15 protein-coding genes are annotated in these 15,724 nt (G+C 59.6%); 5 read left to right on the forward strand and 10 right to left on the reverse strand.

Going from position 1 to position 15,724, the window contains the following annotated elements:
- Positions 1–179: 179 nt before the first annotated feature.
- Positions 180–392, reverse strand: a complete 213-nt coding sequence (locus NKH50_RS26350) for a cold-shock protein (RefSeq protein WP_023679670.1) — start codon at positions 390–392, stop codon at positions 180–182.
- A 346-nt stretch (positions 393–738) separates the two neighbouring features.
- On the opposite strand from NKH50_RS26350, the gene NKH50_RS26355 reads away from it, so the two are divergent.
- From NKH50_RS26355 to NKH50_RS26365, 3 genes are all read left to right on the forward strand, one after another.
- Complete coding sequence (locus NKH50_RS26355) at positions 739–993, forward strand: hypothetical protein (RefSeq protein ID WP_352881950.1); 255 nt, start codon at positions 739–741, stop codon at positions 991–993.
- A gap of 962 nt (positions 994–1,955) precedes the next feature.
- Positions 1,956–3,377, forward strand: a complete 1,422-nt coding sequence (locus NKH50_RS26360) for a M16 family metallopeptidase (RefSeq protein WP_352881952.1) — start codon at positions 1,956–1,958, stop codon at positions 3,375–3,377.
- Positions 3,378–3,887: 510 nt separating this feature from the next.
- Entirely contained in the window at positions 3,888–5,345 is a 1,458-nt protein-coding gene (locus NKH50_RS26365; RefSeq protein ID WP_352882063.1) for an NAD-dependent succinate-semialdehyde dehydrogenase, read from the forward strand.
- A gap of 642 nt (positions 5,346–5,987) precedes the next feature.
- Here the strand turns inward: NKH50_RS26365 and NKH50_RS26370 are convergent.
- The 5 genes from NKH50_RS26370 to NKH50_RS26390 all read right to left on the reverse strand — a co-directional run bounded on the left by NKH50_RS26370 (position 5,988) and on the right by NKH50_RS26390 (position 12,409).
- Entirely contained in the window at positions 5,988–8,039 is a 2,052-nt protein-coding gene (locus NKH50_RS26370) for a class I tRNA ligase family protein (RefSeq protein ID WP_352881954.1), read from the reverse strand.
- A gap of 287 nt (positions 8,040–8,326) precedes the next feature.
- A complete protein-coding gene (locus NKH50_RS26375) occupies positions 8,327–9,106 on the reverse strand; it encodes a phytanoyl-CoA dioxygenase family protein (RefSeq protein WP_352881957.1) in 780 nt (259 codons plus the stop codon).
- A 506-nt stretch (positions 9,107–9,612) separates the two neighbouring features.
- Positions 9,613–10,977, reverse strand: a complete 1,365-nt coding sequence (locus NKH50_RS26380) for a lysine N(6)-hydroxylase/L-ornithine N(5)-oxygenase family protein (protein ID WP_352881959.1) — start codon at positions 10,975–10,977, stop codon at positions 9,613–9,615.
- Between the two features lie 189 nt (positions 10,978–11,166).
- Positions 11,167–11,310 (reverse strand): iron-sulfur cluster assembly accessory protein, encoded by a 144-nt coding sequence (locus NKH50_RS26385; RefSeq protein ID WP_352881962.1) that lies wholly within the window; start codon positions 11,308–11,310, stop codon positions 11,167–11,169.
- An 847-nt stretch (positions 11,311–12,157) separates the two neighbouring features.
- Positions 12,158–12,409: a hypothetical protein gene (locus tag NKH50_RS26390; protein ID WP_352881965.1), complete on the reverse strand. Its 252-nt coding sequence runs from the start codon at positions 12,407–12,409 to the stop codon at positions 12,158–12,160.
- 64 nt (positions 12,410–12,473) lie between these two features.
- Between NKH50_RS26390 and NKH50_RS26395 the strand changes: the two genes are divergently transcribed.
- Positions 12,474–13,154, forward strand: a complete 681-nt coding sequence (locus NKH50_RS26395) for an OmpW/AlkL family protein (protein WP_031198690.1) — start codon at positions 12,474–12,476, stop codon at positions 13,152–13,154.
- A 424-nt stretch (positions 13,155–13,578) separates the two neighbouring features.
- Here NKH50_RS26395 and NKH50_RS26400 read toward each other — a convergent pair whose 3' ends face one another.
- The gene (locus tag NKH50_RS26400) at positions 13,579–13,797 is read right to left on the reverse strand and encodes a helix-turn-helix transcriptional regulator (protein WP_023755980.1); all 219 of its coding nucleotides are present in this window, start codon (positions 13,795–13,797) and stop codon (positions 13,579–13,581) included.
- Positions 13,798–13,919: 122 nt separating this feature from the next.
- Between NKH50_RS26400 and NKH50_RS26405 the strand changes: the two genes are divergently transcribed.
- A complete protein-coding gene (locus NKH50_RS26405; protein WP_352881968.1) occupies positions 13,920–14,186 on the forward strand; it encodes a DNA -binding domain-containing protein in 267 nt (88 codons plus the stop codon).
- 24 nt (positions 14,187–14,210) lie between these two features.
- Here NKH50_RS26405 and NKH50_RS26410 read toward each other — a convergent pair whose 3' ends face one another.
- The 3 genes from NKH50_RS26410 to NKH50_RS26420 are packed head-to-tail and all read right to left on the reverse strand — an operon-like array spanning position 14,211 to position 15,679.
- Complete coding sequence (locus NKH50_RS26410) at positions 14,211–14,726, reverse strand: DUF2285 domain-containing protein (protein ID WP_352881971.1); 516 nt, start codon at positions 14,724–14,726, stop codon at positions 14,211–14,213.
- A gap of 52 nt (positions 14,727–14,778) precedes the next feature.
- Positions 14,779–15,018 carry a transcriptional regulator domain-containing protein gene (locus NKH50_RS26415; protein WP_352876321.1) on the reverse strand — a complete coding sequence of 80 codons (240 nt, stop codon included), beginning with the start codon at positions 15,016–15,018 and terminating at the stop codon, positions 14,779–14,781.
- Positions 15,019–15,046: 28 nt separating this feature from the next.
- The gene (locus NKH50_RS26420; protein ID WP_352881974.1) at positions 15,047–15,679 is read right to left on the reverse strand and encodes an acyl-homoserine-lactone synthase; all 633 of its coding nucleotides are present in this window, start codon (positions 15,677–15,679) and stop codon (positions 15,047–15,049) included.
- Between the last annotated feature and the right edge of the window lie 45 nt (positions 15,680–15,724).

Genomic DNA, 15,724 nt, shown 5'->3' on the forward strand with positions numbered 1-15,724 from the left:
CTGCGCGTCATATCGTCATATAAAAAGGCGGGGCCAACCCCGCCTTGCTTTTTTGTTTCATGAGGACTTCGCGACGCCTGCAGCAATCTGCTGCCCTCAGTTTTTGCTCGCTCCTATCGAGCGGCCGTGAGGACCTCCGGACCTACGCGCCCACTCTTGCCAGGACGCAGGAGAAAATTTCAACCAGCTTTGCTGAGGCTGCCAGCGGAGGATTTGCCGGTGCGGCGATCCTGCTCGATCTCATAGTTGATCTTCTGGCCGTCAGCGAGGGTCGAGAGGCCCGCGCGTTCGACAGCGGAAATGTGGACGAAAACATCCGGACCGCCATTGTCGGGCTGGATAAATCCAAATCCCTTGGTGCTGTTGAACCACTTTACCGTTCCAGTAGGCATATACGTGTTCCTCCTTAACAATTGCAACGTCGGGCCGGCCATTAGGCCTGCCTGACTCATAGCCGAGACTTGGGCGCAGCAAAAAGCGAAAAATTGTTAAGCCCCGATCAGCTGGCGCACTCCATTTTGGCCGTAGTCGCCAGCAAGCACTGTCCTACACTACCGCTCGAGCATGGCCGGAAGCGCCCGATCCTTCCAACGCTCCTCAGCGCCACGTCTAGGGCTGGTGCTTGGAGGCACGGGACGTAAGGCCGACCGCTGCTCGTGCCGCCAGGTCAAAGGCCGGGTAGTTCACGGAGCTACCTTCGTGCATAACGGCTTGGCAAGCGTTTGAAGGAGTTTCGAATTGGATTGTTTCAAGAGGGTCGAGGAGTTAATCGATGGCACCAGCGTGGAAGCGATCGATAACGCGCGCGTTTTGCTGGACCAGTTCAAGGGCAAGTCAGAAACAATCGCCCAAGCGATCGACGACTTCCTACTTGATTTCATGACCTTGCTGTTTCTGGTAGAAGCTAACCGCGAGCGGTTCCACAATCCGGCGAGGCGGTTGGCGCGCATCAGATTGAGCAGGATCAGGCTGTTACTCACCCGATGCTCTTGACCTTAGGGACCACGCCGCCAGGGATGCGTTTGCAGCCGCAAAGAAGGCAAAATCTGTTCGCCGTTAAACCGAGCACAGCCAGGCGGTATTTACGCAGATGAATTCGATCGCGACCGCCAAATTCTTCTGTTTGGTACCCAGCGACGACGGCAAGGGCGGACAGCTTCCGTGCTGCTGTCCTCCAGCGACAAACGTGCCTGCATGCCCCCTATCCACGGCGAGCTCGACGGTTGTTTCTCACGTTTGACCAAGGTCCCGCGCAAACACTCCCCTTTCCCGCAGCAACTCATCAGGCTCAACGGCCTCGCGGCAGGCGCATTACGCCAGAAGCGCGCAACCGCATCGTTTTTTCCCGCCCGACTCTTACGATCTTCGTTTTCCGACGCCTCGCGGATATCGCCCAACTCGCCGATTTTTGGATCAGATCCGTCCTAGCGCGCGAGCAGGCTTCGCGCTCGAGTTGGCTGGGCTGCTCACGCCTCTGCCCTTCAGCATCGACCCGGTCTGGCTGTCGAGGACAGGGTTCCGCTGGGGCGACCAACATCTCCATTCTCACCGTCAGTGCAGCGGCCATTCGAAGCGCATCCTATACCCCTCCCCGGCAGCGCGCCTAATCGTCTTCCGAACGAAGAACATATTCTCAGCCGCGCGCGCGTCGCGTTCGGCCCTGTCTGATGTCCGACAATGTCGGATGCGCAACATGGCAGAGCCCGATTTGTCCACTGCCTCGAACGGTTTTCTGATCTGGCACAGTGCATGCTTGGTCATCCGCAAGGCGTCGCGGACCAAGGAGAATCCGTCCCATGATCACCTCACCAAGAAATACCGCCGCAAGTCTCCTGGTTCCATCCAAAGATGAGGCTCGAGTAAGGCCTGGCCCCATGAAGAGCTTATTCATCTGGCTCGGCGCTGCCCGCCGATCCTCCCACGCGGGGAGACGGGGACGCAGCGCCTTCATCAATATGAGGAACAAATCACTTTGCCTCGAACCTTGCCTTTCGACCAGCCACCACAACCGAAGCCATCGATCGTCCTCCTGGCTGTGCAAGGCGTTCATTGCCACCGCGCTGGCCCTGGTGACGACCTCTCCGGCTCTGGCCGCCACCGACGGCGGCAAGGTGACGGATTTCCTGCTCGAAAACGGCATGGAAGTGGTCGTCATCCCCGATCACCGCGCCCCGATCGTCACTCATATGGTCTGGTACAAGATCGGCAGTGCCGACGAACCACCCGGCAAATCCGGCCTTGCCCATTTCCTCAAGCATCTGATGTTCAAGGCGACGATCAACCACGCCGCCGGCGAGTTCGACCGAGCCGTCTCAGCCATTGGCGGCTACAATAACGCCTTCACCGCCTATGACTACACCACCTTCCTCGAGACGGTGGCGCCCTCGGCGTTGGGTGAGATGATGGACTTCGAGGCCGATCGCATGTTCAACCTCATCCTCAACGACGATGATATCAAGACCGAGCGCGACGTGATCCTGGAGGAGCGCCGTTGGCACAGAGAGACGAACGCGCAGGCTCTGCTGGACGAGGAGGTCAACGCGACGTTGCGGCAGAACCAGCCCTACCGCATTCCGGTCATCGGCTGGATGCAAGAGATGGAGAAGCTGAACGGCACCGACGCATTCACCATCTACAACAAATACTACCGACCGAACAACGCCGTGCTGGTGGTGGCCGGCGACGTAGAGCCTGAGACGGTGAAGGCGCTGGCCGAGAAGACCTATGGCAAGGTTGTGCGCGGGCCGGACCTGCCCCCGCGCAACCGTTCGGTCGAGCCGGAGCAGAACACCAGGCGCACAGTGACGCTGACCGATGCGCGCGTTTCGGTGCCGAGCTTTTCCACTCAATGGGTGGTGCCGTCCTATCATACGGCAGAGCCCGGCGAGGCCGAGGCGCTCGACCTGCTGGCCGAGATCCTCGGCGGCGGTAACCGCAGCCGGCTATATCAGGAGCTTGTCGTCAAGCAAGGCATAGCCTCGGCGGTCGGCGCCTCCTTCCAGGGCACCATGCTAGACGACACCAATTTCACCATCTCCGGCTCGCCGCGCGGCGATGCAAAGCTAGTCGATCTCGAAGCGGCGGCCGTTGCCGAAGTCGCCCGGATCGCCAAGGATGGCGTCACCAGCGACGAGCTGGACAAGGCCAAAGACCGCTATATCCGCTCGGTGATTTTTGCGCACGACGAGCTGGGCCACATCGCCAACATTTATGGCAAGACGCTCACCACCGGTGGCAATGTGAAGGACGTGCTCGAGAGGCCGGACCGCATCCGCAAGGTCACCACCGACGAGGTCAAGGCGGTCGCCGCGCGTTATCTGGTGCTCGACCATTCGACCACAGGCTATCTTTTGCCGCAGCAACAGGCGGGGAATTGATCATGAGCTCCATCCCCATGCAAACGCGCCGGCCGATCTTCCCTCGGCGCGCCTTCGCCACCCTGTTCCTCTCCATCCTCTTTCTCATCTTGCGGGCGCTCGCCCGGTAAACGGGATCTGTTTAAAGCCGCGAGGAGCGGTTTTCGCGGGCCTTGCCAGGCATTTGCCGGTTGAGGCGTCATTATTTGGGGTGCGCTCCTCCTCAGGCCAGCCTCTCTTCGAGTGGATAGAGTCGCCGATTCGTGGTCCGCAGATTGTAGGCGCAGTCCACCAGCATCCACTCCGCGCGGCTGGCGAAGCCGATGTCCGTTGTTCAATCGTTCGACTAGTAGAACCGCGAGGCATCTTCTAGCGTATTCAGGTATTCTCCCTTTCCAGTCGGGTACCGTGGTCTACCAGCTGTCTGGCCGAGGCCCTATAAGGGACCCGGACGTCGCGGAGTACACACCGCACCTGCTATATATACCTGCTGCGTTGAGGAGGAATCCGGTATTGCCCCTGTGCCTGCCGATGATCCGTCACCTGAGATCCCCCGACCTGTTTGGACCCATTGATCGCCTGCCGGCACTTGGCACGCGGACTAGCGAGCGGACATTCGAGGTCCTCAACCCGTCGACTGGCGAAGTGCTGGCAGAACTACCCGACATGGGTGTCGAGGAGACATGCGCTGCGATCGACAAGGCCTATGTCGCGCAGCCTGGATGGGCAGGGCTGACCGCACGTGAGCGCAGCGACGTTCTATGGCGATGGCATCAGTTGATCATCGACCACGCCGACGATCTCGCCGCGATTCTCACCGCGGAGATGGGCAAGCCGCTTGCCGAAGCCAAGTCGGAGATATCGCATGCTGCGGCGTATCTGCAATGGTACGCCGAGGAGGCCAATCGCGTCTATGGCGAGACGATCTCAGCACCATCGATGGACCGCCGAATGCTGGTAATCAAGCAGCCCATCGGAGTTGTTGGCACGATAACGCCATGGAATTTCCCGGCCTCGATGGTGGCGCGCAAAATCTCGCCAGCCCTGGCGGCGGGCTGCACGATCGTCCTCAAGCCCGCTGAACAGACGCCCCTCGTGGCGGGAGCAATGTTCGCCCTCGCCCATCAGGCTGGCTTTCCCGAAGGCGTCGTCAACCTGATCTATGCGTCCGAAGGTGACGCGGTCGGTCGCGAACTTTGTACCAATCCCAAGGTCCGCAAGATCAGCTTCACCGGGTCGACTGAGATCGGGCGCCTTCTCATGCGCCAGTGCTCGGACCAGATCAAAAAAGTCAGCCTTGAGCTCGGCGGCAATGCACCTTTCATCGTCTTCGATGATGCCGATATCGATGCCGCGGTTGACGGTGCGATCCAGGCGAAGTTCCGCAATGCCGGCCAGACCTGCGTTTCGGCGAACCGCCTTTACGTCCAGTCGGGTGTTCACGACGAGTTCGTCGAGAAATTCGTGCAACGGGCTCGCCAACTTCAAGTTGGTGACGGTTTCGCTCCCGGAGTGGACATCGGACCGCTCATCGACAAGCACGCTTTGGCCAAGATCGAATCCCATATTGCCGATGCCGTCGCCAAAGGCGGCGCAATTAGATGCGGGGGCAAACGCATCGGCACGAATGGCACGTTTTTCCAACCGACAGTCCTGGCCGGTGTCTCCAGCGAGATGACCGTCGCGCAAGAAGAGACATTCGGGCCGCTGGCACCGATTATTCGCTTCAAAGATGCGGATCAGGTCGTGCGTGAGGCCAACGACACGATCTACGGCCTCGCGGCCTACTTTTATGCCTCCAACCTGAAGCATATCTGGCGTGTGGCCGAGGCTTTGGAATATGGAATGGTCGGGGTAAATACCGGCCGGATGTCTTCAGAAGCGGCGCCGTTCGGTGGGATAAAACAGTCCGGCATCGGGCGGGAGGGATCCCGCCATGGCCTCGAGGACTATCTCGAAATGAAATATCTCTGCATGGGCGGCATCTGAATTTTCGGCTTGCAGGGTTCACAAACCGGGTAACCTAGCGAGCGATCTCCAAGTATGTGAATTGTAGGATCGCTCCTCGATTGGGAACTGAGGGGCGGCTCCGTACCCGAGCAAACACGCAATCCTGAAGGAGCACCCTGGCTGGACTTATCTCTCGACGAGACAAGCGTCTGCATTCCGATTGTCAGTAGCTCAGTTGTTCTTCGGCCGACTGCCGCGCCAGTACAGGCTCGGACAGAATCGAAGATACCATCAGGCAGGCATTCGCATTCGACATTTCCGGTGATCGGCGCACGATCCAGGGCGCGCCAGGTTGACGAAGCGCCTCGAACCGCATGACAGTCTTGACCGGCTGGAGGACTGAAATCCCGCGATGCCGAAGAGGTTGGTCAGCGCAGTCGAGCCCACACGGCATTTGCGGCACGAAACAGCAAGGGCTGGGAAGCGATCGGCCGAGCGGTCCTCGAAGGCGCGGGCCAGGGTGTCGACGATGCGTTGGTTCAGGTCCGCCAATCTGGTCTCTACCGTCTGATAGCGGCTTCGGTCGCCAGTGACAGCGAGTAAAGATATTTGGCATCATCGGCTTTGATTGCCGCGCAGATCTGGTCGAGATTGGGATAGCTCACTGGTGCACCTTTGGGCTCATAGTGCTTCCTCCTCATCGAGATGAGGATTGCCGGATTTGGCGTAGAACACCAACACGGGTCCGAGATCAAAGCGCGTCCCGGGCGCAAGGCGCTGGACGGACCGGGGCCATGTTTCGGTTGAGACGCCATCGATGCCTCGCGCCAGCGTTCTGGCGAATCGGGGCATCAGCGGAGCGAGTGTCGGTGCCAGGATCGCAGCGGCCGTCGTCTGAAGGGCTAGTGAAGTCCGATTGCGGGCGGGATAGAAACGTCGCGCCGCCGCATAGTCTTGCGCCCGACGGTAGATCACGCAATCGCGCACGAAATCGCAGACCTGAGCGGCCGCGCGCCGGACCGAGAAGCCTTCGTCCGAATAGGCGCGTTCCATCGCCGCGCGATAGATCTCTATCCGAGCAAAGAAGGCGCGGTCGGCCGGGCTCCAGTCGCCTGCATCGGGTACACGGCCGCCAAAATTCTGCTTGATTTCCTGGTTCAATGCATCAAGCCAGTTCAGCCAAATCCCTTGGAACACCTCGTTCTCGGTGCGGCGCAGCGCGTCCAGCGTGAAATCCGTTCGCTCACCTTCCGGGCGTGTCAGGCCCAAATGGAGGCGCACGACGTCGACTGTCTTTGGGCTCAGAACCTCCTTGCCCCAGACCGCATGGCGGCAGCTGGTTGAGAACTTCTTGCCGTCGAGCAGGTAGAACTCGTTGACGTGATAGTGGATGCGTGGCGTCCAGTGGGAGAAGACCTCGGCGTAAAGAGCGGGGTAGAGTAGCGCGTGGTAGAACGAATTGTCGAAGCCGAAGAAATGGACAATCTGCCAGTCGTTGCCGGGCATCTCCGCCTTCCAGTCGCGACCCAGCAAGCGGCCGAGCGCCTGGATGTTGTAAAGAAAACCGAAGGCCATTTCCGGCCAGACCCAGATCACTTGTCCCGGGAACCCTTCGGCCGGCAGGCCCCAGTCCGAGGGGTGGGTAATGGGCACTGAAAAGTTGCCGCGTCGGCGTAGGCGCGCGAAGAGATCCAAGATCCGTAGCGGGACGCCCGACGCCCTTAGATGCCGGTCGATCTTGTCGTAGCATCGGTCCAAGGCAAGTTCCGGGCGGCGGACGGAGCCGACCAGCGGCGCCTCGGCAGACTGCCGTGACCGGGCTGCACCCAAGTCGTGGCAAAGGTTTGGGGCGCCGCATTCCTCGCAGATATTGCCACCGGCGGAGCCGCCGCAATCGGGGCAGAGGCCGCTAACATCCGGCTCGTAAAGATAGTGGCCTGTCACAGCATCGAAAAGCGCAGGGCTCTGGCGCAGATCTACCGCCGTGCTGCTCAGAAGACTGCGGAAACACGCGGCTTGAAACTCGCCGTAACCGTCATCGCCCATTGTGGGTTGGAAGCTGTGGACGTCACAATCGAGAAGTGCAAGCGTGGCGCGAATCTCGTCGGCGTAGTAGCGCGCCACGTTTGCAGGCGTCGATTGATCGGCATCGGCGCGTGTCGTGACATAGCTCTGGTTGTCATCGCTTCCAGTGAGGTGATATGCTTCGACTCCTTTCATGCGCAGGAAACGAGTATAGACGTCGGCGCCGAAATAGGGGCCAGAAAGATGCCCCAGATGCAGATCGCCATTTGGCGTTGGCGGCGTGGAGAAGACGAAGATCGGCCCGCGTGGAGCCGTGGTCTTTGCAGCGGCATCAAGGGCGGCCTCGCCGTCTCGCCAGTAGACATCGACGAAATCTAGGTCTTCGTTTCCGTCGTTGCGCAGCACATGCGCTTCAAATGGGTGGAACAGAACGACATCGCCCGCCTCGACCGAGATTTCCCCAAGGTCGGTCCTGACCTTGCCCGCGCCAGACAGGACCACGAAGGCCTCAATTTCGTCGTGCCGATGGGGCTCGGATGTGACGCCGGGTCCAACCTTTCCGAATGAAAACCCCGTGCGAGCGCTTCCCGTTCCAAGGGTGGCCATGTCGATACCGAACGCCCGCGACAGCTCCGTTCGAGAAAACCTGTATTTGCGCATGACGAACCTAAGCTGTTGAAGCAGTGGGATCTTCGGCTGCCAACGCAACAGCCTCCCGTGCAATTTGTGGAGAGAAACGGTAGCCTGACCCGTTGGCGGCCCCGGCCAGGATAATGCAGCTCTGGGCCGCCAGGGGGGCGACGAGGGGGGCGCCGGTCGGGCTGTAGGCGTCATAGAAGACCGCCCTGCGACCACCTCCACAATCCACGTGCCGAAGCGTCGTAACGGGCTGCGGTCGATGCTCCGCGAGCCCGCAAATCAGAACGCCATACTCTCCGCGCATTTTTGAGCGGTCGATCAGTTTGGTGTGCATGCCTCCGCCTGGCTGCGTGAGCTCAATCGCGATAGAAAATGCCATTTGGGGGCTTGAGTTTGTCGAGATCGGCCACTTTGCCCTCGGGCGGGTTAAGGGCGCGCTTCAGCACGTTATATTCAGCGCGGGTCGGTCCACCGGTTGAAGCACGCTGGAACACCAAGTAGAGTGTCCGCCGCGAACGATTGCTTTTGTTCGGTCGTGAGTAGTGCGGTGCGTAATCGTCGAAGATGAAGATGTCGCCAGCCTTCCATACTACGGGTTCCCAGGAGAACATTTCGGCGACTTGAGGATCGATCACCCCACCGGCATCCATGGGAAACACCCCCTTCTTGTGGTTGCCGGGGCTGAAGAAAAGCCCGCCGTTTTCCGGGTCGGAGTCGTCGATGCCTATGGCAACCACCGCATGGACCATCCGGTCGGGGAGTTTGTGTGGAATGTGATAAATGTCCTGATGCGGGAGATAGCCGCCGCTGTCGGGGTAGTGGAAAATCAGCAACTCCTTGAGCCTGCGCGAATCTTCGCCAAGCAAATCCTCGACCGCTGACTTTATGCGCTGATCTTCTAAGAGCAAACGACGCAATGGATCATGGAAGTCGAGAAAATTCTCGATCTTGGAGATGATCTTTCGATTGTCCGTCGTCTTCTCGAACCACATGAGCCATTTATCATCGCTGACATCCCAGCGTGAGATATCTTCGACAAAAGTAGAGATATCTTCCTGAGCCGCTGGAGCGAAGAACCTTTCGAGCCTGACGTATCCGTCTTTCTGCCACTTTTCTCTTTGTGCATCAGTCAACATACGAAAAGCCTCCTGTTGGAAAGACTGGTTGGTCGGACATCCCAATTAGGGCAGTCGGGCGCTGGTCAAGTTGCGGGTCCACAGAGACGGACCCACGTCATGTGGGACGGCGATGCTAAGTGCGTTCCGCTCCGGCGGATATTGCCCGCAGAAGCTCGGCGCGAGACTGCCTATGTCAGGCTCAGCCGGGTCCAAGGGTTCCGTAAACTGGGCCGGATCAATCGCTTCACCCGGTCCAGCCACGACACGCATTGCTAAAGGCCGGCACCATCCGCTGACCGCCGACCCAGCCATGGCCGGCAAGACCACGGCGCTCTTTCGAGTGAGCGACCTGGTACGGTCTTGACAACCGTAGGGGAAATGCACGCCCCCAGAATAATGCGATGCGCCGCTTGGTCCAAGGGCTTGTTCGGTCGCGATGATTTCGGAGAAGCCTCCGGCCTTCGCCGCAGCGGAGGCGGACATCATTCCTAGGATGCCACCGCCGATGACCAAAAGTCTACGAGTCATATCCCGCTGCCCATTTCTTCGGCTAGGGGGTCGGGCCAGCTCTCGATCGAGGTATGGCTGATGAAGCCAGGATGCTCGAGGTTCGCGCATGGCGCGCGCCCAAGAAGGCTATCGAGGATACGGCGCGCGCGCCAGGCCAGCAGGCTTAGGTTCGGATCGGCCAGGCCGCGCTGCCCGAGGCTCGCGTTTTGTACGAAGATGCGTCTGTCACTCGGTCCGTCCCAGCTCACCGAAAAATCTTCGCGAATAGCTAATTCATTGTCGATCTGCTCCAGCCGGTTTGCGATGGGTTCCAAGAAGTCTGGCACCGCGTTCTCGTAACCGGTGGCCAGGATGACGATGTCAGCCGTGACTTCTTCGACCTCGACCATGCCGTGCTGCAGGGTCAGCCTGTGACCCGCGCCGGCGTTGACGGAGTGCGAGACGGTGCAGCCCGGCCGCAGTGTGATGTCGGATCGGTTTGGCTCGAAAAATGCGTGGCGGTACAGCGCCTGATAGATCGCGCGCAACGTGCTTTCCGAAATGCCGTCCGAGGCAAGCACGAAACGCCGCAGGAGCAGCTTACGCTGCGACTCGCTCATCGCCGCGAAACGATCCGAGAAGCAGGGCATGAACAACTCGTTTGTGAACGGGCTGTTGTCGAGAGGCAGGTAGTTCTCACGCTGCGAGACCCAAGTGATCGAGGCAGGTCGCCGTTCTTTCGGCAGCCCGACAAGGTGCAACATCACCTCGGCTCCCGACTGGCCTCCGCCAACCACGCAGACATGCTTTCTCCGCACCTCAGGATGGATGTGCAGTAAAACAGATGAGTGGAACAGGTTGCGTCCAGTCCAACCCTGAAACTGAGGCGGAATTTGCGCCTGCTTGCCAATGCCGACCACGACGTTTCTGGCGCCGAGAACCGCCTTATCCGTCCGCACCCGAAACTCGCCGTCAAAGCGGATTTCGCGCACCGTCTCGCCGCGACGCACAAGTGGGTTCCTGTGGAAGGCCCAGTTCAGGTATTGCTCGAACTCAACTCTGAGCACGGCTTCGAACTGTGCGTTCAGGAAGTGATACAGACGCCCGTTCTCGTGCAGGAAGTTTACGAAAGTGTAGGCTGATCGCGGATTCACCAACGTGACCAGATCCTTGAAGTGGCTGACCTGGAGCTCCGAGGAATCGAACGCGATGCCCGGATGCCAGCGGAAGTCGATCTGCCGATCCAGGAACAGTGCCCCTTGCCCAACTTGCTCGTGTATCTGACACGCAAGGCTCAAATTAGACGGCCCAGCACCGACCCCAACGCAAGACAACTCCACTTGCTTTCCTCCTATAGAGTCTTCCCACTGGGTGGCTTGTTCTCGGCGAATATCGGCCATAACCATTGGGCCCCTCGCGGACGTTTTCGGAGCCCCGGTCCCGACCGGGTTTGCGAGAATTTGTCCAGCGCGTTCGCGTCGTCGAATGTAGACCCGAGCATTCCAGCGCGGTGACAATCGAGGGGTCAGGCCGGCGACGTGGGGCAACGACGCATGTCCTATCCGCCCGTCTGGATGCCCGCGTCGCCGTCACGGGAGACGCAGCCCATCGAGGTGTTTGAAGCCGGCGCAATCGTCCGCCTCAACCGTGACGCGCCGGCCTTTCGGCGGCTTGATGGAAGGCGAGAGCGCGGTTTTCACTGCGGCGATGGCATTTTCGGTGCGCATGATCATGGAGACGTCTCACTGATGCGTTCGCAGAGTCCCATGCATGGGCCGTGCCAGAGAAGGAAAAACTTATTAAACAATGGGTTGTGGGATTTGCGATCCTGTCGGAAATCCGACATTGAGGGGGACGCCTCACGGCGGCGCCCGATTTGCACGTCGATGTCCCCTTTTTCCGAATAGCTAATCGGGCACCTTCTGCACCAAAAATACTTCTCTTATGGAGACCAGCACGAAGTCTTCAAGAACGGACAGTGCAGAACCGTGTGTCTCTGCCGGACGGATCGCGATATGCCTCACCCATCGAGGTCGGCAGTTGCAAGAGCTACCAGATCCTTCGCCCTAAAGTGCCGTTGCACTGGCTCGATCCCGACGCAGCGAGGCCTCTCTCATGGGGAAGCAATTCTCTATGTTGGTGTCGGATCGATGCTCTTGATCAGATGGTTGCGGATGGGCGCATGCCCAGACCTAAGCGCATCAATAATTGCGCGATATGGGACCTTCGCCAACTGGATTGTCGAATCTCTGTAAAGAGAGTTGGAAGACAATCGCGTTATGACCACTCTGCCGGTTCCACAACCACGTGCGCCATTCGGTCCATGCGACTCAATCCAGGCGGAGGGATGAGGCCGCAAAGAGCTTTTGCGCGCCCACCGGTGGGCCAGGATGGACCCGTCGTAAACGCAGTTATTCGATGATCGCCGCCGCGGAGTCTTCAGGCTGTGCCGCGCCCGACACCGGCGACGTAGTGGTCGTCGATGGCCCCGTCCCCGATGTCGATCCGAAGCTCGGGCAGTTTCGCGGTGAGCTTCACTGCTTATTCCGCAGTGCCCACCGAGTGGCACAGGAGGTTCTATCAGGCGGTTACGGCTGCTTTCGTTGTCGCATCTTCGACGATGTCGGACATGAGACACAGCGCCATCAGGGTGATCGCATTGTTATGAAATGATTTTCTCATTTGGCACGACACCTGCAGCGCACTCCGCAAAACGCGCTGCGGCACGGAAAGAGGAGAAATCATCCCATGATCATGCGCCCCGAACATGCGGTCGCAGCCGCGAAGCAAACTGGGCATGAGCGCTCCGCCAATATCAAGCAATTCGAGCAAGATTTTTCGTAATTCAGTCCACATTTCTGAAGAGCAAGGAGAGAATATCATGGCGAGAAACCAAATGCGCGCGGCGCGGGGAGTAACAGCGGCCGTTGTCCTCATTGTGATGGGACAGCAGGCCGTCGCGGCGGACCTTGCGCAAGCGGCGAGCGTCCCGCAGGCGGGAGCCTCGGTCACGGAAGCGCCAAGCCCTTGGCAGATCCGCCTGCGTGCGTTGGGGGTCGTCACTGAGGATTCGGGCTACGTCAATGCAGTGCCCGGCTCCGATCTTTCGTATTCGAAGACCGTGACGCCGGAACTCGATATCTCCTATTTCTTCACGGACAACATCGCCGCCGAGCTCATACTCGGCACCACCTATGCTAACATCGGGGGCCAAGGTACGATCGGAGGGCTGGGCAATATCGGCAAGGTTTGGCTGCTGCCGCCCACGCTCACATTGCAGTATCATTTTACCGATTTAGGCGCGTTCAAGCCCTATGTAGGCGCCGGCGTGAACTACACGATCTTCTATAACCAGGGTGCCAGCAGTGCCGATGCTCTCAAGGTTAAGAATACGTTCGGCACCGCGCTGCAAGTCGGATTCGACTACATGGTGGATCAGCACTGGGGCGTCAACTTCGACGTGAAGAAGCTTTTCCTCAAGCCAGACTTTGACGTCACGGTCGACGGCGCGAAGCTGACGGGAAAGGCGGAGCTCGATCCCTGGTTGATAGGCGCAGGTGTCACCTACCGCTTCTGATACGCAACGCGAAGGCGGCCTGTTGACAGCCGATCTGAGATGAAGGGCGCCTCGTGCGCCCTTTCCACGCTGCACGGGCGAGTCGACCCGGATCATTAGAGGGGTGGGGCCTTGTGACCCCAGGCGGGGCTGGGCGGGAGGTGTCCGAATCGGAGGAACGTTCTGATCAACTTTATGCGATGACCATCCAACGCACAGCAGCCGATTGTCGGGGGGTACTTGAAGAAGCCGTTGTTAAGAGTGGGCGTCCCCGCCTGCGCCCGACCAAGTACTTACCAGTCCGACAGGCTGCCCCGCGCCGGGAGCGCGAAGCCGAACGGGGCAAGATCGCTGAAGCCTGCCGAAGAAGACCGGGGGTTCACGAGCAGCCGGCGCGCGCGGGGGGGCGCGCGGGCCCGTAGCAATTACTTGGAAATCGGGTGGGTCAGGCCTGTTTGTCGGGCCGAACCAGATCCGTGTGGCTGACGTCGAGGGCCAATGCCAGTTCATAGATCGTGATGATCGTCGGATTTCTTCGTCCTTTCTCCAAGCCGCTGATGTACTGCTGGCTGAACCCGGAAATCTCGGCAAGCTGCTCCTGCGTCAGACGCTTCCTTAGCCTGATCCTCTGTACATTCCGTCCGACCAATCTGCGCATATCCATGCACGATTGCCAGCGGATTAGGCAGCTTGAGTTTATCAACTAAAATATGTAATCCACATTGAGTATCCCAATCCGCTGGCGGAGGGCTTCGCGGAGGCCGTTTTGCGGAGGTATAATCAGCGATGTTACAGCCCAAATCGATCACGCCGATTGCCGACGAAGTCCCATGGTCGGAGAGCCTTACGAGCTACGACAGGGAGCATTTCACGATCTATCTGCGTATCCTGGATGCCTGTGCCGACAATGCCAGCGAGGCGGAGATGGCCAATCGCATTCTCGGCATTGACCCGTCCATTGAACCGGTCCGCGCCAAAAAGGCCCTCCGCAGCCATATCGACCGTGCTAATTGGATGGTGACGACCGGCTACAAGGAACTGTTCGCCGGCTGACGCACAGCGCGGATCTCATGCTCTTCAAAGAAGGAAATTCAGATATTCGCCGTTCATTAGCGCACGGCCACGTGAGACGGCGCGCCGGATACGATCGCGCAGGTGATCTTGAGGATCCTTCCAGTCGGACCGGACGCGCGCTTGGCCGACCAGCGCTGCGGCGATTTCGCGATGTGATGCTCCGGCAAGCGCGCCATCGAGCGCGCGGAGGACGAAGTTCAATCGGGGCCCGCGTCTTTCTGGCGGAAACAAGCGCGCGGGCAGTTTTCCGTAGGCACAAAGGGCATTGAGGCACTCCAGCGCTAACAGACGATGCTTCGAAAGTGCTGCCGGCCAGATCGCCTCGGTGCGGAGGTAAACAGGATGCAGGACATCCGCTCCCGAAACAGCAAGCTGGAGGCTGCGCTCCGCATCGCGAAGAAGAACCTCCTGGCTCTTGTCGGGCATCAGCAGGACTGCAGCACGACATGGCAATGCCGCCAGCTCGAACGACGATGTCGTCGATGACGCAAATCGCCGTTCGGCAATGACAGGCAACACGCTTGGACACCGGCGGGGACACCAAAACACAGTCGCACTGCGCCCGTAAGATTCAGCGAAACGAAACACCCCAGCGCGACAGGTTGCCGGCCGACGCGATCACCTCGACGGTGGTTCCATGCGGCAAACTGTTGGCCTGCCGGCGCGCAGCAAGCACATCATGCTGAAATACCGGATTGCGCCGCAAAAACTCCCAAGCCCAGCCACGCAGCGTCAGCTGAGCGGCATAGTCGTATGACCTATCATTCCACCAGTCGGGCAGATCGGCGTCCGTCGCAAGAGACGTGGACATGACTGTGCTCTCCTGCCGGGCGTCACATTCACGTCGCCCGGCGAAGCACCGGCGCCCATAGCACCGGACTGTCGATACCGCTGTTTTGTCGCACCGCATGAAGTGTCGTTTTCGACACTTCGAGGTAGCCCGCCAGTGCGCGTGTCGCGCCGATCGTGTGCGGGTTGCCGATCCGCTCGAGGGGCCAGCCGGCGCGACGAAGAATGCGCTCCATGCGCAAGTCAGTGACCGTGACAACGTGGCTGAGCAGGCGTGAGAGGCCGAACTCGATCATGCCGGCGAGGAGCTCATATGTGCCGAGAGCGATACCGCCCGCCCCCTTTTGCCCAGATGAAGCTATGTCGAGCGCAAAACGGCTGCTTTCCCACACGCTCGGATCCTCAGGTGCAGCCCTTCCTTCCAACAGCATCGGAAAGGTATCGCGAATCATGGTCGGGCCCGTTGAGGGCAGAAGGCGAACGCAACCCTCCACCCGGCCCTCGAAACCGCGCAACAACAGGTAGTGCGGTCTGAGCGCCTCAAAGGAATCGATTTCATAGCCGCCATTATCCTGCACGTCCCAGCCTAGGCGTTCCTTGAAGACGCGAAATCGAAGCCGATGCATTGCATGCAGTCCGTCAGCAAAGTCGTCGTAGCACTCAGGCGCAATAAGCTGGATCATCAAAGGCCTCCAATGGCGGGAAACATTTCCTCGCCATTGGAGACG

The sequence above is a fragment of the Mesorhizobium sp. M1027 genome, from assembly GCF_040318745.1.
Lineage (GTDB): Bacteria > Pseudomonadota > Alphaproteobacteria > Rhizobiales > Rhizobiaceae > Mesorhizobium.

What these genes read in the sequence shown, in the direction of transcription:
- NKH50_RS26365 (WP_352882063.1), top strand. Translation starts at nt 3,888, where the DNA reads ATGATCCGTCACCTGAGATCCCCCGACCTGTTTGGACCCATTGATCGC.
- NKH50_RS26375 (WP_352881957.1), bottom strand. Translation starts at nt 9,106, where the DNA reads ATGTTGACTGATGCACAAAGAGAAAAGTGGCAGAAAGACGGATACGTC.
- NKH50_RS26350 (WP_023679670.1), bottom strand. Translation starts at nt 392, where the DNA reads ATGCCTACTGGAACGGTAAAGTGGTTCAACAGCACCAAGGGATTTGGA.
- NKH50_RS26415 (WP_352876321.1), bottom strand. Translation starts at nt 15,018, where the DNA reads ATGTCCACGTCTCTTGCGACGGACGCCGATCTGCCCGACTGGTGGAAT.
- NKH50_RS26360 (WP_352881952.1), top strand. Translation starts at nt 1,956, where the DNA reads ATGAGGAACAAATCACTTTGCCTCGAACCTTGCCTTTCGACCAGCCAC.
- NKH50_RS26400 (WP_023755980.1), bottom strand. Translation starts at nt 13,797, where the DNA reads ATGGATATGCGCAGATTGGTCGGACGGAATGTACAGAGGATCAGGCTA.
- NKH50_RS26385 (WP_352881962.1), bottom strand. Translation starts at nt 11,310, where the DNA reads ATGATCATGCGCACCGAAAATGCCATCGCCGCAGTGAAAACCGCGCTC.
- NKH50_RS26420 (WP_352881974.1), bottom strand. Translation starts at nt 15,679, where the DNA reads ATGATCCAGCTTATTGCGCCTGAGTGCTACGACGACTTTGCTGACGGA.
- NKH50_RS26395 (WP_031198690.1), top strand. Translation starts at nt 12,474, where the DNA reads ATGCGCGCGGCGCGGGGAGTAACAGCGGCCGTTGTCCTCATTGTGATG.
- NKH50_RS26405 (WP_352881968.1), top strand. Translation starts at nt 13,920, where the DNA reads ATGTTACAGCCCAAATCGATCACGCCGATTGCCGACGAAGTCCCATGG.
- NKH50_RS26380 (WP_352881959.1), bottom strand. Translation starts at nt 10,977, where the DNA reads ATGGCCGATATTCGCCGAGAACAAGCCACCCAGTGGGAAGACTCTATA.